Origin of the sequence: Desulfotignum balticum DSM 7044 (assembly GCF_000421285.1) — a bacterium.
Taxonomy (GTDB): domain Bacteria; phylum Desulfobacterota; class Desulfobacteria; order Desulfobacterales; family Desulfobacteraceae; genus Desulfotignum; species Desulfotignum balticum.
This window is the reverse complement of the sequence record NZ_ATWO01000001.1, coordinates 4,653,559-4,674,410: the sequence shown is the minus strand read 5'-3', so window position 1 is coordinate 4,674,410 and position 20,852 is coordinate 4,653,559. Positions and strand designations below refer to the sequence as shown.

Below are 20,852 nucleotides of genomic sequence, written 5' to 3'. Positions count from 1 at the left end.
AAATGAAGATGAACTTTTTTTTATTTGTTAAAGGAGATCCCAATGAATATTTCAACATGGCTGGATAGAAAAACAGCAGAAAAAATTGATGTGTCACACATCGAATTGCCGGCAGATATTTCTTATGACAATGATCCGGATGAAATGCTTTTTTTTGAAGAGTATAAACCGTGCGGCTTCTTTTGTTCGAAAAATCATCCTTTTGCCACGGTCGAACGATTCGGACGCTGGTATTACAGCAGAGGCCAGGACAAAAAAGCCGGCATTCATTCATCAGAAATGAAATGGCATCTGTTTACAAAGGACAAAGACCTGGCGCTTCAAACCGCCAAATCACACATGGAATAGAAAATAAAACCGCTTGTCATCGGCTGTAACCCTTCCGGTCATTCTTCTATATGGCAGGCCCGGCCCTTGAGATTGAAAAAGAATTTCAGCCCCTTCTGGATGGTGGGGGAGAAGATTTTGGGGGACAGAAATGTGCCGGCCACCCGTTTGTTGATCTCTCCGAGGGTGGGATATGGGTGGATGGCACCGGCCAGGGTGGACAGTTTGACATTGCCGTTGAACGCGGCCACCCATTCACTGATCAGGTTCCCGGCCCCCGGCCCCAGGATCTGGACCCCGATGGGTTTTTCCTTTTCATCCAGCAGCAGTTTGATTTTGCCCTGGCTCTCTCCTTCGGCCAGGGACCGGTCATTGTCTTTAAAGGCTTCGGTGATCACGGCATATTTAATACCCGCTTTTTTGGCCATGGTTTCATTCATGCCGATACCGGCCAGTTCCGGGTCCGTGTAAGTCACCCAGGGCAGCCAGGTGTAGTTGATCTTGCGGGGAAGGCGGAACACGGCATTGGCAATGACAATGCCCCCTTCATACCCGGCGGCGTGGGTGAACTGGAACCCGCCGGTCACATCCCCGGCCGCATAGATATGTTTGTGCCGGGTGCGCAGCCGGTTGTCCACGGGAATACCGGCCTGTTCCACGGGGATGTCGATGTCGGCCAGGCCTAAGCCGTCTGTGTTGGGAGACCGGCCCATGGCCACCAGCAGCGCGTCGGCCGTGATCTGCTGCCGGTTCCCCGTGCTGTCCGTGATGGTCACCCGGGCCTGGCCGTGGACGTGTTCCACCTGTTCAATGGACGCGTCAAGCACAAACTGAACCCCTTCATTTTCCATGATCTGCATGACCGTGTCCGCCATGTCTTTGTCCTCTTTGCCCAGTATCCGGGGGGACCGGTTGATGACTGTCACCCGGGTGCCCAGCCGGTTGAAGGCCTGGGCCATCTCAATGCCGATGGGACCGGCCCCCAGCATGATCATGGATCCGGGCAGGGTGTCCATGTAAAAGATCTCCCGGTTGGTCAGGTGCGGGGTATCTGCCAGGCCCTGGATGGGGGGCACCGCCGGGGAAGAGCCCGTGGCGATCACCCATTTGGCCGCAGATATGGGGGTGCCGTTAACTTGTACGGCATGTTCATCCACAAACCGGGGCTGCCCGAACACCACCTTGGCGCCCAGGCTGCAGAACCGCTCTTCAGAATCGTGTTTCTGGATCGTATCCACCACAGATCGGATCCGGTCGGCGATCTGCCTGAAATCCACGGGCGGGATCTCCATTTCCGGCAGTCCGAACGCGGACGCGTGCTTTATCTGGTGATAGACACGGGCGGATTTGATCAGGGTTTTGCTGGGCACGCATCCATAATGGAGGCAGTCGCCGCCCAGTCGGTCCTCCTGTTCGATCAAAATCACTTTGGCCCCCAGCTGGGCCGCTCCCGAGGCAATGGTCAGGCCGGCTGCCCCGCCGCCGATGATGCCGATATCAAATTCATACGTGTTCATGATCGGTTCCTTTCCTTTTTCGGTTGAGAAGCGCCACTCCTTTTTTGGCCAGGAGCGGAAAAATACCCAGCAGGGCAAAGGACAGCAGCAGTCCCGGAGATAAAATGCCTTTGAGCGAATCGATCTGTGCCAGCTGGGTACCGGCATTGACATACACCAGGGTGCCCGGCAGCATTCCCACCTGGCTGACCAGGTAGAACCGGCGGGCAGAGATGGGGGCCAGGCCCATGACCAGGTTGATGATAAAAAACGGGAACACCGGTACGAGCCGCAGGGTAAAAAGATAGAACGCCCCTTCTTTTTCAATGCCCTGGTTGATGGCGGACAGTTTGGCACGGAACCGTTCCTGGACCCAGTCTTTGAGCAAAAACCGGGACACCAGAAATGCCAGGGTGGCGCCGATGGTGCTGGCAAATGAGATCACCACCGTGCCGGTCAAAAGACCGAACAATGCGCCTCCGGCCAGGGTCATGACCGCAGCACCGGGCAGAGACAGGGCGGTGACCGCAATGTAGATGAGCATATATACTGCGATGGTCAAAAGTGTGTGATGGGTATAGATGTCCGTCAGCCATGCCAGCCGGGATTTGAGATATGCCAGAGAAAGAAACTGCCCTAAGTCATACACGAAAAAAAGCACCATCAAAATAATGACCGAAACTGCGACCAGCCATCTGAATATCGGAGTTTTCATGATCCTTCTCCTGATCAGAAGTGCAGCCGGATCAGCTTGTTTTTGTAAATGGAAAAGCCATGGGTTTCCAGGGCCATCATGGTCTGGGCACCGGAAAATTCAGTCAGACTGTACTGGCATAAAAACAGCAGGCCCGGTGCCAGCCGGGTGTTGGTGCTTTCTTCCAGGGCTTTTGTCTGTTCCAGGGACCAGCCGGCAACCGTGGTCCAAGACATGTCTCCCACCAGCCGGAATCCGGATTGGGCGGATGATGATATCCGGGCGATAAGGGCGATCATCTGTTCCGGGGTCTGTTTTCCAGTGCCGTGGATCAGCCGGTCCTGTTGGATCAGATCCTGAACCGGTATGCCGTCCCGGGCCAGGGTGTCCAGCAACGTGTCCCGCTGGTCTGCCGGGGCCACCACCATCACGGTTTCGCCGGTGTTCAGGCCCTGGCGGACAAAAAAACCCTGAATCCCCAGTGCTTCGGACCGGTCCAGATACAGGTGGGTTAAGTGGGTCCCGTCCGGTATATGCAGGTTGGCAAACCCCAGGGACACACCATCGGTCCGGCCGGCCGGCCGGTTCGGGGCCGGTGCGGCAGTGGCTCCAGCAACCGGGTCGGTGCGGCCGGCGAGAAATGCGTGCAGATCCGCTTCACTGAACCGCCGCTCCCGCTTTTTACCGATGCGGAAACACGTCAGCAGGCCATCATTGGTCCAGCGGCGGATCGTCATCTGTGAGACATTGAGCAGGGCTGCCGCCTGTCTGACATTGAGCAGTTTTTCCATATTTGGGTTCCAGTTTCAGGAGCCTGTCTGGTCCATGGGGACCAGCAGCAAGTCTCCGTTCATTTTCAATGCTGCATCGTCTGCGGCCCGGCATTTGTCCCGGACGGCCCGCAACACTTCTCCAGCCGCGGTTTTATGCCAGAACCAGCGGTTGAACGCAGTATCATCGGGCAGGGTCATATCCGGCCGGACCATGACCGATTCGAAATAGGCGGTCTTGAGGTCCTGGGCCGCCAGCCGAAGGGCCAGGGCCGGTGACGCTATGTTGTCATCCAGGGTCATGGGTTTGTCAAGCAGAAAGTCATGGAACACCTGAAATACGTCCTGGGGCGGGAAATACGCCACGCTGGAAAAGTCCCGCTGTGCTGCCGCCATGTCATACCAGGAACGGCAGTCGGCCAGCTCCTGCCTGAACGCCTCCAACAGCTGTTCGGTTTCGGTTTTCTGCCCGTCCGGCCGGGCAAAGGATATGGGGCAGGCCGGCAGATCCGCGATATCTTCAGTCGGTTCGGACACATCCGGCCCATCGTCCGGAAAGTCGGCCAATACCGGACCGGTTTTTGCTTCCAGCAGGACCAGGGCCGCCAGGAGCACCCGGGTTTGAAATGCCGGGTCACTGGGTCGTCCCAGGGGCCGGCCCAGGGCAAACGGGACCCACAGGGCCCGGGGCGGCTGAATGGTTTCAGTGTGTTCCTTAATCAGGCTGATCTGGGTGGTGGAGATTCCTTCTGTTTCCAGGTAATGGCCCAGCGCGCCCACGGCACGCGTGCAAAAAGGTCAGACCGGGACCAGCAGGGCCGCATCTACGGCATCGCCTTTCAGAAGACGGGCCAGCCTGCCGGCGGCCTGTTCCATGGCACCGGGATCGGCAGCCCCCATGAACGAATAGTGGAATTGGGCCACAGATCCGATGTGGTGGTCGGCTGCCAGTTCATGGAGCCGGTCCAGGGGAAACACCACATTCCAGTCCTGGACAAACCCGGTGCGGTCGAAATTGGTGGAGACATGGGTCATCACCAGATCCTTTGCCGTACAGGTGTCTGGAATCACCCGGTAATCTCCGGTCATTCCTTCAAAGGGCCGGTCCTCCCGCCGGTGCAGGCCGGCCGTGGAAATGATAGCCACCCGCCGCCGGGACAGGGGCGGTCCGGTGACCCATGGCCGGGTGTCAAACGTGGGGCAGGGCAGACCTGCCAGATGAGATCGCATCGGTTCGGGCATGGTATTCAATCGGGCCATGTCATTATCCTCTTTGGTTATTTTTGTTTAATTTTGTTATACAATAATATTCAGTGATAAACAAGGAGCAGCTGACAAAAAAAGTGCCGTTATGCCGGAATCAGGCAGATGCCTGGGCCATCCATTCCCGGATTCTTTCCCGGTCACTCTCCGCCATAGCTGTGATATGCAGCCGCGAATGATGCCCGTCCCGGGCCGGCTCAGTATCGATACATTTGGCATAGATGTCATCAAAGCAATGGGCTTCCAGGCAGAAGTCAAAATTGAGCTTTACATCGGTCAACGGTTCAATGGCAGTCGAGGTCTGAATGTGAACACTGGTTTCATCCAGGGCAAGGGTGGTGCCGGCCAGGGGGATGCGATCCAGTTTTTTGTCATGTATGAGCCAGCAGTGGAGCGGAATCTGGATTTCAAGCAGCGGACCCTGTGACGCTTTCACTTTCAGGGAGACAGGCTTGCCGCCCATATCAATGGCGGATACCGAATAAAATACCAGGGGTTTTTTCATGCCTTTCATCATCAGGGTTTTGGGAGGGTCTGCCTGAACCTGTGCCTGAACCGCCTGGTAAGTGGATTCACCAATGAGCACCTGACCGCCGATACTGTTGGATTCGATCCGGGCCGCCTGGTTGACCGTGTCTCCCACAATCCCGTATTTCATTCTCAGATCCGATCCGATATTGCCCACAATCACACGGCCGGTGTTGATGCCGATGCCCATTTCCAGGGAGGGATATCCGTCATCCATCAGTTCCGTGTTCAGGTGGGCCAGGCGGTTCTGCATTTCAATGGCGCAGGCGACGGCCCGCTGGGGATCATCATCATGGGAGTCCGGTGCACCGAACACCGCCAGGATCGCATCACCGATGATTTCGTCAATAATCCCATCGTAGGCCAGGATAATGGCGGACATCTGCTTCAAATACCGGTTGAGCAGCTGAACCATCTGTTCAGGATCCCGGGATTCCGAAAGGCTGGTAAACCCCCGCAAATCAGCCATGAGCACGGTGACGGTCTTCCGGGTGCCGCCGATCTGCCTGCCTTTGGGAGAGGAGAGGATTTCTTCCACCACTTTTTTGGAAAGATAGCGGCCGAACGTGTCTTTGATAAATCGGACCAGCTGGAGCCGCTGGTCCGACACCCGGATGATGCGTTCAAGCATGTTGGCCCGGGTGGAGACAATGGCCTTGATTTCATCGGGTGTGTCCGCCGGCAGGTCGATGGTGTCTGCTTTGGAAAAGTCGGTCTCTATCTGCCGGTTGGCAAGGGTGATCTGTTCCAGGGGATCAATGATTTTCCGGGTCAGAAAGTGTTTGAGGCTCACCACCATGAAGACAACGATGATGCCCACCAGCACCATGATCCGCATGGCGTACCAGAACAGTTCCATGGGGCCGGACCCTTCGGCCAGCCACCGGTAACCTAAAGAATATACCAGCAGCACTGCTTCAATAAACAGAATCCGCCAGAAAACCCCCATGACCAGGATTTCCCGGACCCCGGTTCGTTTTTTTCCTTTATTCAGCATGACCGTTTGTCCCCATAGGCTGTTGGATTTTTTTCATTATATCTTTTTATATAACAAACTTATACAATAATGTTCAATTGACAAAACCCAATCCCGTATTTTATAACCGTTATGAAGACAAACCCCATATTTAAGAATGAAATCAATGCCTGTCGCTGCTGTCCATGAATCAAGTTCTCCTGACACCGGGGTGGATACCTATGGTGATTATTTGTATGGCTTCGCCGGTTACCGGGTCCAGGATGAAATCCTGGCTCTGGAACTGGTCCAGGAGACTCTGGTTGCGGCTTTGGAGGCAAGAAAAAGCTTTGCCGGTAATGCGTCGGAAAACACCTGGCTCACCGGTATTCTGAAACACAAGATCATGGATCTGTTCTGCTACAACACGGGGAAATCATGAAAGAAAAACAGGTTTGGTTTTACAGTGACGGCTTGAAACTGCACGGTAAATTTTATTATCCCAATACAGGTGAAGCAGATGATAAAAAACCGGATATCGTGGTCTGTTCCGGTTTCATGGGGTTGAACAATATCCACCCGGCCAGATTTGCCAGGGCCTTGACTGAAAAAGGATATACCTGTTTCGGGTTTGACTACCGCGGGTTTGCCCAAAGTGAGGGTAACCGGAGAAGCGTCCTGCTGGAAGAGCAGGCCCGCGATATTGAAAATGCCGCAATGTTTGTCTCCCTGCAAAAGAAAACACCAGACAAAAAAACGGTTTTGATCGGCTGGGGAATGGGCGCGGGCCTGGTATTGGAGGCAGCGTATGCAGTACCGGATCTGGCGGGAATTATCAGTATCAACGGATTTTACAATGGTGCCCGGTTTTTTAAAGCGCATCGGTCTGAAGCGGAATACAAAAAAATTATGATCTGGCTGCAGAAGCAGCGCTTTGAAGAGGTCAAAACCGGAAAAAGTGTCCGTGTTGATCCATTCAAAATCTACCCCCTGGATGCGGTGACCCGCGGATATGTGGATGATGTCCTGTTCAAGACAGACGGATTCGGCGGTGATATCGACATCGGGTTTGCCTATTCCCTGCTGCGCTATAATCCTGAAGGACAGCTTGAACAGCAGGTGCCTGAAGTGCCGCTTCTGATTGTGCACGGGGAAAACAACAGACTTCATCCGCTTTCGGAAGCCCAATCTCTTTATCAAAAATACCCCGGGGATAAAACCCTGCATATCATCCCCGGTGCAGGCCACACAGAATGGATGTGTGATGACTGCAAACCGTTTCAAAAACTGGTTTCCACGTTACTGACATGGCTTGAATCAAAGGTGGCGACATGAAAAATGTGTATGACATACATATCCACGCATCCCCCAGCATATTTGAAAGATGGGGGGATGCACAACAGACGGCAGCTGTCTGTCACAAGGCCGGGTATGCCGGCATTGTTTTGAAGGCGCATCACGGCAGCACGGTGGAGATTGCAAATATTGTGAACCAGCAGTGCGATATGGATGTGTTTGGCGGTGTGGTGCTCAATTATTTTGTCGGCGGTCTCAATCCCTATGCTGTGGATGCCTGCTGTGCACTGGGGGGGAAAGTCGTATGGCTGCCCACCATTCATGCAGATGCACACAAGCCGCTGGGGCGGTTTGATTTCCAGGAGCCGTCCACAACAAAATTCCCGGACAAAGGCATCCGGATTCTATCGAAAAAAGGTCTGACTGATGCCATGTACGAAATTCTTGACATCCTTGACGGAAAAAATGTTGTGCTGGCAACAGGGCATGTGTCGGCTAAAGAGGCCGTCACCCTGGTCCGGGAGGTGAAACAGCGGGGGTATGATATCCGTATACTCATCAATCATGTGCTTTTTTATACGCCGGATATGGATGAAGAAGATATTGAAACCCTGAAAGATCCCGGGGTCTGGTTCGAGATCTCCCATCTTACACAAAAAATTCACGCCGCATCACTGGACCGGCTGACCCGGATGATCACACGCCATCCAGATGCCAACTGGGTCATGGTCAGTGATGCCGGTCAAAAGGGGAACCCTGCGCCACAGGCGCTCCGGCAATTCAGGGATCAGCTCACATCCCGGCACATCAGCGATCAAACCATTGAAAAGATGATGGTCCATAACCCGCGCAGATTGCTCTACTGAATCACGCTTTTTAGCTTATCCGTCCAGGTTCATATTTTCAGTGATGGGAGAGGTGTCGAACAGGGTCTTGGGATTCAGGATATCTTCAGGATCAAACAGATCTTTGATCTCGCGTAAATATGTGAAGCTGTCACCCAGTTCCATTTCAAGGTAGATGGAACGCGACCGCCCGGCATTATGTTCCCCCACCAGTGTGCCGCCGTATTGGTGAAGTATTTGAAACGTCTGCCGTGACACAGTATCGATCTGTTTTGTAATCTTTTTTTTGCCGGGATCAAACAGGGGCCGTGCATGCAGGCTGCCGAAACCGATATGACCGAATATGCAGATGTCATGCTGCAGCCGCCGCATCAGCTGATTCAGATCCCGGACGACCGGCACAAAATCTTTGACATGAATCGCCACATCATCGATGATGGACGGTACAATCCAGCCTTTTTTCCGGGCAAAGGCCCTGAGTTTGGGCAGAATCTGGCGCCGCTCTTCCCATATGCGGGTTTCTTCCGGACTGTTCACCGGCACCGGAATCAGCTCATCGGGGTTGGATTCCACAAGGATTTTTCTCCCTTTTTTTGCCTGTTCTTCAGATTCATCAAATTCGACCAGCAATGCACCGGCAATATCTTTGTGCCGGTTGTTGAGCAGTTTCCCCTGTATCCGCGCCAGGGTATTGTTATCGATATATTCCACGGCTGCAGGGTGCAGTTCATTTATCCTGTTCAGCGCATCCCCGATCTTTTCCAGGGTGGGAAAAAATGCCGCATAGGTCATCTGTGGCATGCGTATCGGAATGGGTGAAAGCCGGATCTCCGTTATGACCCCCAGCGTGCCGATGCTGCCGACCATCAGATGGGCCGCGATGTCGCCAGGGTCTTTATACCGGGAAAATGCAGGCACATTATATCCGCCGGCAATGGGCGGCCTGTTCTCAAAAAGCCTGCGGCTTTTTTCATCTGACAGATATTTTTCCCGGATGCGCATCAAACCTTTTTCAAGGTAATCCGGGAGTTTTTTGCGGGTATCCACAATATCCCCCCGGGCGGTGATGAATTTCAAGGAGGTGACAAATGCATCGATTGTTCCGTAACGTGCGGTTCGGGGACCGGTTGCCCGGGTACCGATGTTGCCCCCCAGTGCACACCAGGAGCTGCTGGATGGAATAGCGGGCAGCATCAGTCCCTTTTTATGGATCTGTTTTAAAAAATCTTCCAGGACCACACCGGGTTCGGCAATTATCTCCGGGTCCAGTTGTTTGATCCTGTTCATCAATGGTTTGAAGTCAACAATTATACCAGGGCCGATACCGGCGCCGCTAAGCCCGCTGCCGCCGGACCGGCAGGTAATGCTGGTGCCGGATTTCCGGGCAAATTCCAGAATACGGACCACATCGTTTTCATTGGCAGGCGCCGCCACCATCTGGGGCTGGATACGATAGGAACTGGCATCTTTGCTGAATTTTTTCCGGGTGGCGGTATCGGTATGTACCATCCCTTCAATGGTTGGTTTATCTGGTTCCATATGGTTACGCTCCTTCCATCATAAAGTACCAGGCAATGCATCATACCGGTTGCCAGAAAATACACGGCCGGCTGTTTTTGATTTTAAATGAGTCAGTCCGTTGAGAAAAGAAAAATTTACAGGCCTGGTCTTGATTTATTGGTTAAAGATCATAAGGGCACGAGAATGGTCTGACAAATTGTTACGTTTCCCGATCAGGGAAACAACAGTTCAGAAATGTGGCACACGTTGATGTCCCGGCCCTGTTGCGCGGCACCGCCTTTGAGCTGAAGCACGCATCCCGGGCATTCGGTCACCAGCAGTTCGGCGTTGGAAGCCATCACATCATTCAGTTTCCGGGTAAGGATTTCCCGGGAGACCGCCGGAAAGGTGGTGGAAAAACTGCCGCCGAATCCGCAGCAGGTTTCTTCCTCTTCAGTAGGGATATACCGGTTTCCGGATTTTTCAATGAGATCGCGCGGGGCCTGGTGAACATCCATGCCCCGGCACAGATGGCAGGGAGAATGGAATGCCGTGTTTCTGCCGGGCCCGGAGACCGCGTCAATGCTCACGATATCGTTCATGAACACGGAAAAGGGCACTATTTTTTTGGCAAACGCCGCCGCCTTTTCAGGGGCATAATCTTTGAGCAGTCTGGGCACCCCGTGGGTCAGGTGGGAGGCACAGGACGCGCACAAGGTGACGATATAATCCACGCCATCGTAATTGTTGCCGTTGACTGCCATGGCTTCCAGGTTCTGGAGGGCCACATCTCTGGCCGCCGCGGTTTCCCCCATGCTGATTGCCGGCAGACCGCAGCAGGACTGGTTCATGGGAAACACCACGTTGATCCGCTGCCGGGCAAACCCTCTCATGGCGGCTTCCAGGTGTTCGGGATACACAAAATCCTGGACGCACCCGGAAAACAGGGCAATGGTGAACCGGGGATGATCCACCGGCTGGTTCAGTCGGGCAAACCGGTCCCGGAACGGGATTCCGGCAATGGCGGGCAGGCGCCGGAAATTGTGGTCCGATGAAAAGATCATGGGCAGGTGCCGCAGAAAACCGGGATCTGACGGCCGGCCGGATCCGCCGCCGGGCGCGGTTCGTGACGGATCCGACCGGTCCACGACAGGCTGCTGGGCCAGATAGGCCGTGCGCAGGAGCCGGTGAAACAGTTTGCGGTTTTTGAGTACCTTTGCCAGCATCAGGCTTTGCAGGGGATGCCCGGTTTCATCCTGGATCCGGGCATGGACCTGTTTGATCAGGTGGGGCAGGTCAATGCCGCCGGCGCACACCGACTTGCACGCCCCGCAGTTGGTGCAGTTTTTCACCAGGTTTTTCGCGTTTTTCAGGCCGTGGAAAAAATAGGTGGTGATCAGGCCGATGGCACCGATATAGATATGGCCCATCTGGTGCCCCCCCACCATGCGGTAGACCGGGCACACATTGGCGCAGGCCCCGCACCGTACACACTGGAGCACCTGGGAGAACTCGGGATCAGCCGCGATTTTGCTGCGGCCGTTGTCCAGGAATACGATGTGCATTTCCCGTTTTCCGGACGGGACCGTGGTGCATTCCGAGGGACCGGTGATCCAGGTGACATAGGAGGTGATGGCCTGGCCCGTGGCGTTTTTTGGCAGAATCCGGTTGATGGTCAGGGCATCGGCAATCGTGGGCACCAGCTTGTCGATGCCCACCAGGGCCACATGCACTTTGGGCAGGGTGGTGACCAGCCGGGCATTGCCCTCATTGGTGGCAATGCCGATGGTGCCGGTGTCGGCCACGGCATAGTTGGCGCCGGTGATGCCCATGTCCGCTTCAACAAATTTTTCCCGCAGTTCTTTTCGGGCCACCTTGACCAGCCGCTCGATTTCCGGGTCCTGGTCCGTGCCCGTGACATCCGTGAACAGGTCCGCCACCTGGAACCGGGACAAATGGATGGCCGGCATCACCATGTGGGAGGGGCCTTCTTTTCTGAGCTGCACGATCCATTCCCCGAGATCGGTTTCCGTGACTTCCAGGCCGCTGGTTTCCAGCCACGGGTTCAGATGGATCTCTTCTGCGGTCATGGATTTGGATTTCACGATTTTTTTTGATCCGGTTTTTTGAGCGATCTGTTCAATGATGCGGTTGGCATCTTCGGCCGTGTCTGCCACATGCACATGGATGCCATGGGCAAGGGCCTTTGCCGTAAATTGCTGTAACAGGGCCGCGTTGTTCCAGATGGCCCCAGCCTTCACGTCCGCCACTTGTTGAACCAGGGCCTCCACATCCATGCCGGCAAAGGCATTCTGCCTCGAGGTGCGGTAGGCCATGGCAAAATTATCCATGGCCCGGCGCAGGAACCGGTTGTCCAGGGCCTTGTCCAGCCGGTGTTTATAAGATCTGAAGGTCTCGGTTCTGGGCATGGGCTTATTCCTCTTCCACCAGGATGATATGCAGTTCCAGGGGGCCGTGGACACCGATGGCCAGAACCCGTTCGATGTCGGCCGTGCGGCTGGCACCCGTGATAAACGCGGTATAGGACCCGGTCCGGGCCGTCATTGCCGAAAGTTCCTCAACCATGTCGTCTGCGGAAACCCGGATATCCGACACGTTCAGGACTGCCACATGTACCTCGCACAGCATGGTGGCCAGCCGGGTCTCTTCGCTGTCCGAAGCAATAACCAGGGTGCCGGTGTCGGCGATGCCGAAATCCACCAGGGTCACGCCCATGTCGATGCCGCCGGGAAATTGCCGCGTCCCGTTCTGAAGCAGATGGATGTTACCGGCAGTGTCACAGGCCTGAGACAGATATTGAAGATCCGCCGTCCCCAAGTTCGGGGCTGCCAGTGTTCGGACTGGGGTCTCTCCGGTGCCCGCAGATACCGGACCGGGGTCCGGCATCAAAGAAACCATGGGCGTTTTGGCCAGCAGTATGTCCACTGCCCGGTCAAATGCCTGATCCCGGGTGGCTGCCTGATGCACCACGGCTGATACCAGGGTGGCTTTTTGTGCAAATACTGCTGCCAGATCCGTCATGGGGGAACCCCCTCCTTTTATCGATCCATGTGCCATGGCGCGGTTACCCGAAAAACACCCCCGGCAGCCAGGTGACCAGAGACGGAAACAGGCACAGCAGGCCGATACTCAATAGCTGCAGCAGGACAAAAGGCATGATGCCTCTGTAAATGTGCATCATGGTGAACTGTGTCGGTGCCACCCCCTTGAAGTAAAACAGGGCATACCCAAAGGGCGGGGTGAGAAACGAGGTCTGGAGATTCACGCACAAGAGCAGGGAGAACCATAATGGATCAAAGCCCAGCTCGATGGCAATGGGCAGAAAAATCGGCACCGTCACCAGCAGGATGGCGGCCCAGTCAATGAACATGCCCATGATGAACACGATGAACATCATGATAAACAGAATAATCCATTCATTCATGCCGGATCCGATGAGCAGATTTGCCACCACATCCCCGCCGCCCATGCTCAAAAATACCGCAGAAAAAAATTTGCCGCCGATGAACAGCATCATGACCATGGAGGTGGTTTTCAACGTGGCATAGCCACTTTCCTTGAGCACGGTCCAATTGAGTTTTTTGTTGAAAAAGGCCAGCAACAACGCACCGAAAGCCCCCAGGCCGGCAGCTTCCGTGGGGGTGGCCACCCCGCCGAGAATCGTTCCCATGACCGCCAGGATCAATGCCAGGGGCGGGACCAGTGATTTCAGGGTCATGCCCCATTTCTGTGCCGCCGTATATCCGGAGGCCTCCTCCTTTGAAATGGGGGGACCCAGTTTCGGGTTGATATTACAGCGAATGAGGATATAGGCGAAATACAGACCTGCCAGCAAAAGACCCGGAAAAATAGCGCCGGCAAACAGATTGCCCACAGACGTTTCTTTCATGCCCGTGAGCCCGCCGTACACCACCATCATGATGGAGGGCGGAATCAGAATACCCAGGGTGCCTGAGGCGCAGATGATACCTGCGGTCATTTCTTTCTGGTAGCCTTTGTTCATGAGGGCCGGGGTGGCCAGCAGCCCCATGGCCACCACGGATGCCCCGATAATCCCGGTGGTGGCGGCAAATACCGTACACACCAGCACCACGGCAAGACCCAAACCGCCCTTGATGCTGCCCAGCACCACGTACATGGATTCAAACAAAGCCTCAGACACCTTGGATCTGTCCAGGAGCTGGGCCATGAGAATAAATAAAGGGATGGCCACCAGGGTGTAGTTTTCCATCAACCCCCAGGTATTGTTGATAAACATCTCAAACAACATGGGGATATTGAACCCGTTGTCGATCAGGCCGAACAGAGTGGCCACTGCTGCCAGGGTATAGGCCAGTGGATGCCCCAGCATGATGGCGAAAATAAGGGTGACGAACATGGCCACAGTCATGAATTCAAGACTCATGGGTTAACCTTTCTTCCTTGTTGTTTGAGTGAATGGATATCCTTTAACAGATTGGCGATGCCCTGGAGCAGTAAAAATGCCAGGCACACGGCCATCAATATCTTCAGCGGCCAGATGGGAGGTGCCCAGGAAGTGGAATTCACTTCAAGGCCCAGGGTGGATTGATATGCGTATTTGATTCCCCACAGGGTCAGGCAGATGGTCACCGGCATAAAAAAGACCAGGTTCGTGATAATGCTGAGAATCGCCTGCACTTTTTCCGAGGCCAGGGAACTGAAAATATCCACTTTTACATGGGCGCCATGGACATCTGCATAGGAGAACCCGAACATGTAGTGCAGTCCGTATAAAAATGTGGTGGCTTCAAATCCCCAGGAGGTGGGGGCGTTGAACACATACCGCATGAACACCTCATATACCACGATGATCAGCAGCGGATATACAAGAAACGAGGTGATATCCCCCTGCTTGCGGATGAATTTTTCCAGGTTGTTTGCTAACGATTCCAACATGTTGGTTTCCTTTTACTGAAAATGAATCAAAAAAACAGTTAAGGTCCGGCAGCCTGTGTTATATCGGAATGGTTAGATGACCGGGCTGCCGGACTTTTCTGTGGTTTTAAGTTTTTACATCAACTCAAAAAACAGATTCAGCTTATTCATGGATCTGGCCGCTGATATAGGTTTCATAAGGCCAGGGGGTGGCACCGCCGCGCTCTTTACGCCAGTCAGCATAATCTTCGATCAGCTGGTCCTGGGAATCCAGGATTTTCTTGGCATCCGGGAATTTTGCTTTGATAGAGTCCATATACTCTTTGGTGGTTTTCCGGAACTCGATCAGGGTTTCTTTATCCATATGGACAAATTCCACTTTTTCCTTGAACAGCTTGATGGCTTTGGCATTCAGGTTGTTAATCCAGTTGTAGCTCCACAACTGGGTTTCTTTGGCAGCAATGTCAACGATCCATTTCAAATCTTCGGGCAGCTTTTCATAGGCATCCTTGTTGAAAAACAGGGCGCACTGGATACCCGGCTGATGCACACCCGGCTGAATCACGTACTTGGTGACATCATCGAATCCCATGGGATAGTTGATGGCCGGAGAGGAGAACTCCGCTGCATCGATCACGCCCCGCTCCAGGGCCAGGTACACTTCGCCGCCGGGAAGGGGAGACACGGATGCGCCCAGGTTGTTCATGATATCCATGAACCAGCCTGGCGTACGGATTCTCATGCCTTTGAAATCTGCCATACTGGTGGCTCTTTTATTGGAGGAAAGCCCCATTTCCTGGCCGCACTGGCCGCCGGGAAGGGCAAACAGGTTGAACTGGCCATAGATTTCCTGCATCATTTCCACACCGCCTCTTTCATAGAGCCAGATGTTGTACAATTCTGCATCCAGGCCGAAAGGAACGGATGCCAGGGCGACAAAGGCTTCATTTTTGCCTTTCCAGTAACCGGGCCAGTCATGGCCCACTTCAGCCGCGCCCGTGCTTACGGCATCAAAACTCTGCATGGCAGGCACCAACTCTCCTGCGGAAAAGGGTTTAATATCCAGGCGGCCGGCAGATGCCAGACGGACACTGTCGGCGAAATGGGATGCAATGTCATAGAACAAAAGCCCTTTGGACCAGGGCATAACCATTTTCCACCGGATTTTTTCATCCGATGTCTTGAATGAGATCCGTTTTGCTTCTTTTGCCCGGGGGTCTTCCCCGAATTTTTCGCGTTTGGCATGGGCTGTGCCGCAAATAAAGACAACTGCCAACATAAGGGTAACCACAATGCTCAATGCTTTTTTCATGCGTTCCTCCGTCCTTTAAAAGATGATTTATTCACACGACTGACTTCAGATAATTCCTGTGATGGGTTTCCCTCCTTTCCCGGATCGGCGTTTAAACCATGGGTATTCCGGCAAGTCCAAATTCATATTTCAGGGTCATTCGTACCGCAGATTTGCTTGGTAGTACCAATACTAAAATCCATCTGTCCTTCTTTGTCAAGAAAAAAATAAAATTTATTTGTTTTTCTTGGAAAGCCTGCTATATGGATCTTATAGTTAAATAATACAAATAGTTATGTTTTTATTTTTCGTGTTTATGTTTGGCTGGTCTATCTGAAAATAAAGGTAGTACCATAAAATAATCGGTTGACAACTCCGAAAATATACGGAATATTAAATTGGTATTACCATTAAATTGAGAGGTGCTGATGATCCAGAAATCAATCCTTGAGGCGCTACAGAAAATCGTGGGGCCCCCGCATCTGCTGACCCAGAAAGAGGACATGCTCACCTATTCCTATGATGCCGCTGTACTGGATCCGGTGATGCCTGCGGCTGCCGTGATACCTGAAACAAAAGACCAGGTGGGCGACATCATCGCCCTGTGCGCGGAAAATCAGATTCCCATCACGGTCAGAGGATCGGGTACCAACCTGTCCGGCGGTACCATTCCCTATTCTTCGGGTATTGTGCTCCTCACCGGCCGGATGAATAAAATCATTGAAATCAACGAAGCAGACATGTATGCCGTAGTGGAACCCGGGGTGGTGACGGCCACCCTGGCGGCGGAAGTGGAAAAACGGGGCCTGTTCTACCCGCCGGATCCGGGATCAATGGCCGTGTCCACCATCGGCGGCAATGTGGCGGAAAATGCCGGGGGCCTGAGAGGGCTCAAATACGGGGTCACCAAGGATTATGTCATGGGCCTGCGGTTTTTCGACAGCCAGGGAAATTACATCAAAACCGGATCCAGGACCGTGAAATGCGCCACCGGCTATAACATCACCGGCCTGATGGTGGGATCGGAAGGAACATTAGGGATTCTGGATCAGGTGATTCTCAAGCTCATCCCCGCGCCAAAGGCCAGGCAGGCCATGGTGGCGGTGTATGACACCATTGAACAGGCTTCGGAAACCGTGGCCGGCATCATTTCCGCGCGTATTGTGCCGGCCACCCTGGAAATCCTGGATAATTTCACCATCCGGGCCGTGGAGGATTTTTCAAAGGCCGGACTTCCCAAAGACGCGGCAGCTCTGCTGCTCATCGAGGTGGACGGCCACCCGGCTGTGGTGACGGAAGAAGCGGAACAGGTCAAGGCCCTGTGCCTGAAAATGGGAGCACGGACCATTGACCAGGCAAAAGATGATGCCCAGCGGGATAAAATCTGGGCGGCCCGGCGGGCGGCCCTGTCCGCCCTGGCCCAGCTCAAACCCACCCTGGTGCTGGAGGATGCCACGGTGCCCAGAAGCCGAATCCCGGACATGGTGCGGGCCCTTCAGGATATTGCCAAAAAGTACCGCATCGATATCGGTACCTTCGGCCATGCCGGAGACGGAAACCTGCATCCCACCATTCTCACGGACCGAAGGAACAAGGAAGAGTTTTATCGGGTGGAACAGGCCATTGAAGAGATTTTCGATGTCGCCCTTTCCATGGGAGGGACATTGTCCGGTGAACACGGCACGGGCATTGCCAAGGCCCCGTTTCTGGAAAAGGAAGCCGGATATTCATCCATCCTGTTTTCCCGACAACTTCGGGCGGCCCTGGATCCGAGCAACATTTTAAATCCTGGTAAAATTACCGGAGTATAATTTATAATGGCAGACATGAAAGAACTTGCAAACCTGGTAAAAGAACTGGAAGACCAGCTGGTGACCTGCATTCGATGCGGCATGTGTCAGTCGGTCTGTCCATTGTTCGAACAGACACGGAAAGAAGCGGATGTGGCAAGGGGCAAACTGGCCCTGCTCACGGGGCTTATGGAAAACATGTTCACCGATCCGGACGGGGTGAACGAGCGGCTGAACCGGTGCCTTTTGTGCGGGTCTTGTGCGGCCAACTGCCCTTCCGGGGTGAATGTGGTGGAAATTTTCATCAAGGCCCGGGCCATTCTGGCGGAATACAAAGGCCTGTCTCCTGCCAAAAAACTGATCTTCAGGCAACTGCTGGCCCACCCGGGCCGGTTCGATGCCATGGTGGACTGGGCCGGTCGGTTCCAGGGCCTTTTCGCTAAACCCGATGCCAATGCTCAGGGGACCTCCTGCGCCCGGCTGGTCTCGCCATTGCTGTCAAATCGCCATTTCATGCCCTTGAGTTCCAATCCCTTCCACAAAACCCTGCCGGAAAAAGGGGTGACAACCCCGGGTTCCGGCCCTAAAGCCGCTATCTTCATCGGATGCCTGATCGACAAAATTTTTCCCGGTGTGGCCCATGCCTCGTTAAAGGTGCTCTCCCATCACAATGTGGGGGTGGTGATTCCTCCCGGCCAGGGTTGCTGCGGGATCCCGTCCCTGGCATCCGGAGACCGGGACAGCTTCACCCGGCTGGTGGACCACAACCTGGCGTTGTTTGAAAAATACGACTTTGATGTCCTGGTGACGGCCTGTGCCACCTGTACCTCCACCATTAAAAAATTATGGCCCTCGGTTTACAAAAACCCGTCCCCGGGCATGCAGAAAAAATTGACGGCCCTGTCGGAAAAAACCATGGATATCAACCAGTTTCTGGTGGATCAGGTGGGCATCGAGCCGATTGAAACCGGGTTGGAAGACGCAGAAAAAGAAATCGTGACTTATCATGACCCGTGCCATCTGAAAAAATCTCTGGGTGTGGCAGACCAGCCCCGGCAGGTGATCCGGGCCGCCGGGTGCCGGTTGGAAGAAATGGCCGGATCAGACAAGTGCTGCGGCATGGGCGGCAGTTTCAATGTTTACCACTATGACCTGTCCAGTGCCATCGGTACTCTTAAAGAGCACAATATCGAAGCCACGGGCTGTACCGCTGTGTCCACGGGGTGCCCGGCCTGCATGATGCAGATATCTGATATGCTGGGAAAAGCCGGCGCCTCTATCCGGGTCCGGCATCCCATGGAACTGTATGCCAGGGCCCTTGAAAAACTTACCCCTTAAAAAATCCATCAACCTGAAAGGAGAACAACATGGAAATCAAGGAACCAGAGATCACCCGAAAGGATGTGCTGATACTGGATGATGACGATTTCTGCAAGGAAAACGTGTGCATCGTTACCGGGTGCGGCACGGGTATCGGCCGGGCTGTGACCATTGCCGCGGCCGTTAACGGCCTGACCGTGGCAGGACTGGATATCAATGAGACAGAAGGGGAAAAAACCGGGGACATGGCCCGGGCCTTAGGCGGAAATGCCTTTACATTCATAAAAACCGATCTCACGGAGGATGCCCAGGTGAAAGCTGCCGTGGAAAAGGCGGCCGGCCTGGGTCAGATCCGGTACCTGGCCAATATCGCGGGAATCCAGCACATTGATGCCGTGGAAAACTTCCCCATGGAAACCTATGATCTGATGCAGAAACTCATGCTCAGGGCCCCGTTTTTTCTTTCCCAACTGGCGATCCCTTACATGAAGCAGGCCGGGGCCGGCGCCATTGCCAACATGGCCTCGGTCCACGCCCACATCTGCACCAAAAACAAGCCGGTCTACAACATCACCAAGTTCGGGCTCCGGGCGTTGAGTCAGTCCATTTCCGCTGAAGGGGAAGGCCGGATCCGTTCGTTCACCATCAGTTCCGGGTTTGTCAAAACTCCCCTGGCCCTCAACCAGGTGGCGGCTCAGGCCGCACAGCGGGGCATCACGGCGGAACAGGTGGTCACGGATGTGATGATGGGGTCTTCCCGGGTCAAGGAAATGATGTCCCCGGCGGAAGTGGCCAATCTGTTTGTATTCGGATTCTCCCGGTTTTCAAACTATCTGGTGGGCGGGGATCTGCTGTTTGACGGCGGCATGGTCCTGACTTATTAAGCATTCAACTTTTGGCGCTGGCGGATTCAGGGCGGTGACGTATGAAGTTGAGTCAGGAATCTATTTGGATTTGATTAAAAATCTCTTGATAAACCATATGGAATAATGGATAATCCATGGTTTGAATCTTGAACATATAAAGCAAAAAACAGCATGCAGTAAAGGATTATGACCTTACCCATCAAGCCCATAAAACCCAAGCGCATTTCCGATCAGGTGTTTGATCAGATCCGGGAACTCATTTACAGAGGCACGCTTAAACCCGGTGAGAAGCTGATGACGGAAAGGGAGCTGGCCCAGGCCATGAATGTGTCCCGCACTACTATCCGGGATGCGATCCAGCGCCTGGTCACCATGGGTCTGATTACCCAGAAGCAGGGACAGGGCACCTTTGTCAAACCCATGGAGGCGGTAGAGGAAAATCCTCTGGCAAAAGCCATGGAATCCCAGTCCGCCTCCCTGGTGGATCTTCTGGAAGTGCGGCTGGGGCTGGAATGCAATGCCGCCGCCCTGGCGGCCCAGCGGGCCGATGAAACCGATATCAAGGCCATGCAGCAGAGCATCGACGAGATGCAGCATGAAGTGAATTCCGGCCGGCTGGGAACAGAAGCCGACACCGGCTTTCACATGGCCATTGCCTATGCCGCCAAAAATCCGCTGCACATTCTGATCATGCGTAATTTCTACGATTATCTGTTCCACGGCATCCGGGAAAATCTCACCAGCCTGTACGAGGATCCTGAAAATATTCAGAAGATTCTGACCCAGCACCGGGCCATCCTGGAAACCATCACTTCCCGGGACCCGGACAAAGCATACGATGCCATGAACACCCACATCGCCTTTGTCAGGGATTTTTTCAAAAACAAAAAAATGTAACGGGTTTCCGGCCCTGATTGGATTCTTTCCAGATCCTCTTGATGTCAGGGGTATACGCTCTTCCTGTCCTGCGCTATTGACAATAATCGCTGCAAAG

At 54.0% G+C, this 20,852-nt stretch carries 19 protein-coding genes; 8 read left to right on the top strand and 11 right to left on the bottom strand.

All coding sequences use genetic code 11. The features are described 5' to 3' along the window. The first annotated feature begins 42 nt into the window (after window positions 1-42). The gene (locus tag K365_RS0123310) at window positions 43-348 is read left to right on the top strand and encodes a hypothetical protein (protein ID WP_024336549.1); all 306 of its coding nucleotides are present in this window, start codon (window positions 43-45) and stop codon (window positions 346-348) included. A 38-nt stretch (window positions 349-386) separates the two neighbouring features. On the opposite strand, the gene K365_RS0123305 is transcribed toward K365_RS0123310, so the two are convergent. From K365_RS0123305 to K365_RS26940, 5 genes are all read right to left on the bottom strand, one after another. Beyond that, complete coding sequence (locus K365_RS0123305; RefSeq protein ID WP_024336548.1) at window positions 387-1,844, bottom strand: dihydrolipoyl dehydrogenase family protein; 1,458 nt, start codon at window positions 1,842-1,844, stop codon at window positions 387-389. Beyond that, window positions 1,831-2,538 (bottom strand): TVP38/TMEM64 family protein, encoded by a 708-nt coding sequence (locus K365_RS0123300; protein WP_006964371.1) that lies wholly within the window; start codon window positions 2,536-2,538, stop codon window positions 1,831-1,833. Before K365_RS0123300 ends, K365_RS0123305 begins: the two co-directional genes overlap by 14 nt. 14 nt (window positions 2,539-2,552) lie before the next feature. Beyond that, complete coding sequence (locus K365_RS26945; RefSeq protein ID WP_024336547.1) at window positions 2,553-3,308, bottom strand: MEDS domain-containing protein; 756 nt, start codon at window positions 3,306-3,308, stop codon at window positions 2,553-2,555. Between the two features lie 15 nt (window positions 3,309-3,323). After that, on the bottom strand, window positions 3,324-4,547 hold the full coding sequence (locus K365_RS28955) for a glycine/sarcosine/betaine reductase selenoprotein B family protein (protein WP_245569252.1): 1,224 nt from the start codon (window positions 4,545-4,547) through the stop codon (window positions 3,324-3,326). Window positions 4,548-4,647: 100 nt separating this feature from the next. Then, the gene (locus K365_RS26940; RefSeq protein ID WP_024336545.1) at window positions 4,648-6,075 is read right to left on the bottom strand and encodes an adenylate/guanylate cyclase domain-containing protein; all 1,428 of its coding nucleotides are present in this window, start codon (window positions 6,073-6,075) and stop codon (window positions 4,648-4,650) included. A gap of 145 nt (window positions 6,076-6,220) precedes the next feature. On the opposite strand from K365_RS26940, the gene K365_RS0123275 reads away from it, so the two are divergent. The 3 genes from K365_RS0123275 to K365_RS0123265 are packed head-to-tail and all read left to right on the top strand — an operon-like array spanning window position 6,221 to window position 8,195. Then, window positions 6,221-6,475, top strand: a complete 255-nt coding sequence (locus K365_RS0123275; RefSeq protein ID WP_024336544.1) for a sigma factor — start codon at window positions 6,221-6,223, stop codon at window positions 6,473-6,475. Beyond that, entirely contained in the window at window positions 6,472-7,368 is an 897-nt protein-coding gene (locus K365_RS0123270; protein ID WP_024336543.1) for an alpha/beta hydrolase, read from the top strand. The genes K365_RS0123275 and K365_RS0123270 overlap by 4 nt, the downstream gene beginning before the upstream one ends. Beyond that, the gene (locus tag K365_RS0123265) at window positions 7,365-8,195 is read left to right on the top strand and encodes a DUF6282 family protein (protein ID WP_024336542.1); all 831 of its coding nucleotides are present in this window, start codon (window positions 7,365-7,367) and stop codon (window positions 8,193-8,195) included. Before K365_RS0123270 ends, K365_RS0123265 begins: the two co-directional genes overlap by 4 nt. 15 nt (window positions 8,196-8,210) lie before the next feature. Here the strand turns inward: K365_RS0123265 and K365_RS0123260 are convergent, their stop codons facing one another. The 6 genes from K365_RS0123260 to K365_RS0123235 all read right to left on the bottom strand — a co-directional run bounded on the left by K365_RS0123260 (window position 8,211) and on the right by K365_RS0123235 (window position 15,903). After that, window positions 8,211-9,713, bottom strand: coding sequence for an FAD-binding oxidoreductase (locus tag K365_RS0123260; protein ID WP_024336541.1), 1,503 nt, complete (start codon window positions 9,711-9,713; stop codon window positions 8,211-8,213). 194 nt (window positions 9,714-9,907) lie between these two features. Next, on the bottom strand, window positions 9,908-12,103 hold the full coding sequence (gene ldhH, locus K365_RS0123255) for an L-lactate dehydrogenase (quinone) large subunit LdhH (RefSeq protein ID WP_024336540.1): 2,196 nt from the start codon (window positions 12,101-12,103) through the stop codon (window positions 9,908-9,910). Between the two features lie 4 nt (window positions 12,104-12,107). Further along, complete coding sequence (locus K365_RS0123250) at window positions 12,108-12,716, bottom strand: LutC/YkgG family protein (protein ID WP_024336539.1); 609 nt, start codon at window positions 12,714-12,716, stop codon at window positions 12,108-12,110. Between the two features lie 43 nt (window positions 12,717-12,759). After that, on the bottom strand, window positions 12,760-14,100 hold the full coding sequence (locus K365_RS0123245) for a TRAP transporter large permease (protein WP_024336538.1): 1,341 nt from the start codon (window positions 14,098-14,100) through the stop codon (window positions 12,760-12,762). Further along, the gene (locus tag K365_RS0123240) at window positions 14,097-14,612 is read right to left on the bottom strand and encodes a TRAP transporter small permease subunit (protein ID WP_024336537.1); all 516 of its coding nucleotides are present in this window, start codon (window positions 14,610-14,612) and stop codon (window positions 14,097-14,099) included. Before K365_RS0123240 ends, K365_RS0123245 begins: the two co-directional genes overlap by 4 nt. Window positions 14,613-14,754: 142 nt before the next feature. Continuing rightward, on the bottom strand, window positions 14,755-15,903 hold the full coding sequence (locus K365_RS0123235; protein WP_024336536.1) for a TRAP transporter substrate-binding protein: 1,149 nt from the start codon (window positions 15,901-15,903) through the stop codon (window positions 14,755-14,757). Between the two features lie 407 nt (window positions 15,904-16,310). Between K365_RS0123235 and K365_RS0123230 the strand changes: the two genes are divergently transcribed. The 4 genes from K365_RS0123230 (at window position 16,311) to K365_RS0123215 (ending at window position 20,755) form a co-directional block, all read left to right on the top strand. Beyond that, window positions 16,311-17,693 carry an FAD-binding oxidoreductase gene (locus K365_RS0123230; protein WP_024336535.1) on the top strand — a complete coding sequence of 461 codons (1,383 nt, stop codon included), beginning with the start codon at window positions 16,311-16,313 and terminating at the stop codon, window positions 17,691-17,693. A gap of 6 nt (window positions 17,694-17,699) precedes the next feature. Continuing rightward, a complete protein-coding gene (locus K365_RS0123225; RefSeq protein WP_024336534.1) occupies window positions 17,700-19,010 on the top strand; it encodes a (Fe-S)-binding protein in 1,311 nt (436 codons plus the stop codon). A gap of 29 nt (window positions 19,011-19,039) precedes the next feature. Continuing rightward, window positions 19,040-19,876 carry an SDR family oxidoreductase gene (locus K365_RS0123220; protein ID WP_024336533.1) on the top strand — a complete coding sequence of 279 codons (837 nt, stop codon included), beginning with the start codon at window positions 19,040-19,042 and terminating at the stop codon, window positions 19,874-19,876. 168 nt (window positions 19,877-20,044) lie between these two features. Continuing rightward, on the top strand, window positions 20,045-20,755 hold the full coding sequence (locus K365_RS0123215; protein WP_024336532.1) for a FadR/GntR family transcriptional regulator: 711 nt from the start codon (window positions 20,045-20,047) through the stop codon (window positions 20,753-20,755). Window positions 20,756-20,852 lie beyond the last annotated feature (97 nt).

Bases quoted from the DNA above. Each gene is read 5' to 3' on its own strand.
- K365_RS0123310 (WP_024336549.1), top strand. From the start codon at position 43: ATGAATATTTCAACATGGCTGGATAGAAAAACAGCAGAAAAAATTGAT.
- K365_RS0123305 (WP_024336548.1), bottom strand. From the start codon at position 1,844: ATGAACACGTATGAATTTGATATCGGCATCATCGGCGGCGGGGCAGCC.
- K365_RS0123300 (WP_006964371.1), bottom strand. From the start codon at position 2,538: ATGAAAACTCCGATATTCAGATGGCTGGTCGCAGTTTCGGTCATTATT.
- K365_RS26945 (WP_024336547.1), bottom strand. From the start codon at position 3,308: ATGGAAAAACTGCTCAATGTCAGACAGGCGGCAGCCCTGCTCAATGTC.
- K365_RS26940 (WP_024336545.1), bottom strand. From the start codon at position 6,075: ATGCTGAATAAAGGAAAAAAACGAACCGGGGTCCGGGAAATCCTGGTC.
- K365_RS0123275 (WP_024336544.1), top strand. From the start codon at position 6,221: ATGCCTGTCGCTGCTGTCCATGAATCAAGTTCTCCTGACACCGGGGTG.
- K365_RS0123270 (WP_024336543.1), top strand. From the start codon at position 6,472: ATGAAAGAAAAACAGGTTTGGTTTTACAGTGACGGCTTGAAACTGCAC.
- K365_RS0123265 (WP_024336542.1), top strand. From the start codon at position 7,365: ATGAAAAATGTGTATGACATACATATCCACGCATCCCCCAGCATATTT.
- K365_RS0123260 (WP_024336541.1), bottom strand. From the start codon at position 9,713: ATGGAACCAGATAAACCAACCATTGAAGGGATGGTACATACCGATACC.
- ldhH (WP_024336540.1), bottom strand. From the start codon at position 12,103: ATGCCCAGAACCGAGACCTTCAGATCTTATAAACACCGGCTGGACAAG.
- K365_RS0123250 (WP_024336539.1), bottom strand. From the start codon at position 12,716: ATGACGGATCTGGCAGCAGTATTTGCACAAAAAGCCACCCTGGTATCA.
- K365_RS0123245 (WP_024336538.1), bottom strand. From the start codon at position 14,100: ATGAGTCTTGAATTCATGACTGTGGCCATGTTCGTCACCCTTATTTTC.
- K365_RS0123240 (WP_024336537.1), bottom strand. From the start codon at position 14,612: ATGTTGGAATCGTTAGCAAACAACCTGGAAAAATTCATCCGCAAGCAG.
- K365_RS0123235 (WP_024336536.1), bottom strand. From the start codon at position 15,903: ATGAAAAAAGCATTGAGCATTGTGGTTACCCTTATGTTGGCAGTTGTC.
- K365_RS0123230 (WP_024336535.1), top strand. From the start codon at position 16,311: ATGATCCAGAAATCAATCCTTGAGGCGCTACAGAAAATCGTGGGGCCC.
- K365_RS0123225 (WP_024336534.1), top strand. From the start codon at position 17,700: ATGGCAGACATGAAAGAACTTGCAAACCTGGTAAAAGAACTGGAAGAC.
- K365_RS0123220 (WP_024336533.1), top strand. From the start codon at position 19,040: ATGGAAATCAAGGAACCAGAGATCACCCGAAAGGATGTGCTGATACTG.
- K365_RS0123215 (WP_024336532.1), top strand. From the start codon at position 20,045: ATGACCTTACCCATCAAGCCCATAAAACCCAAGCGCATTTCCGATCAG.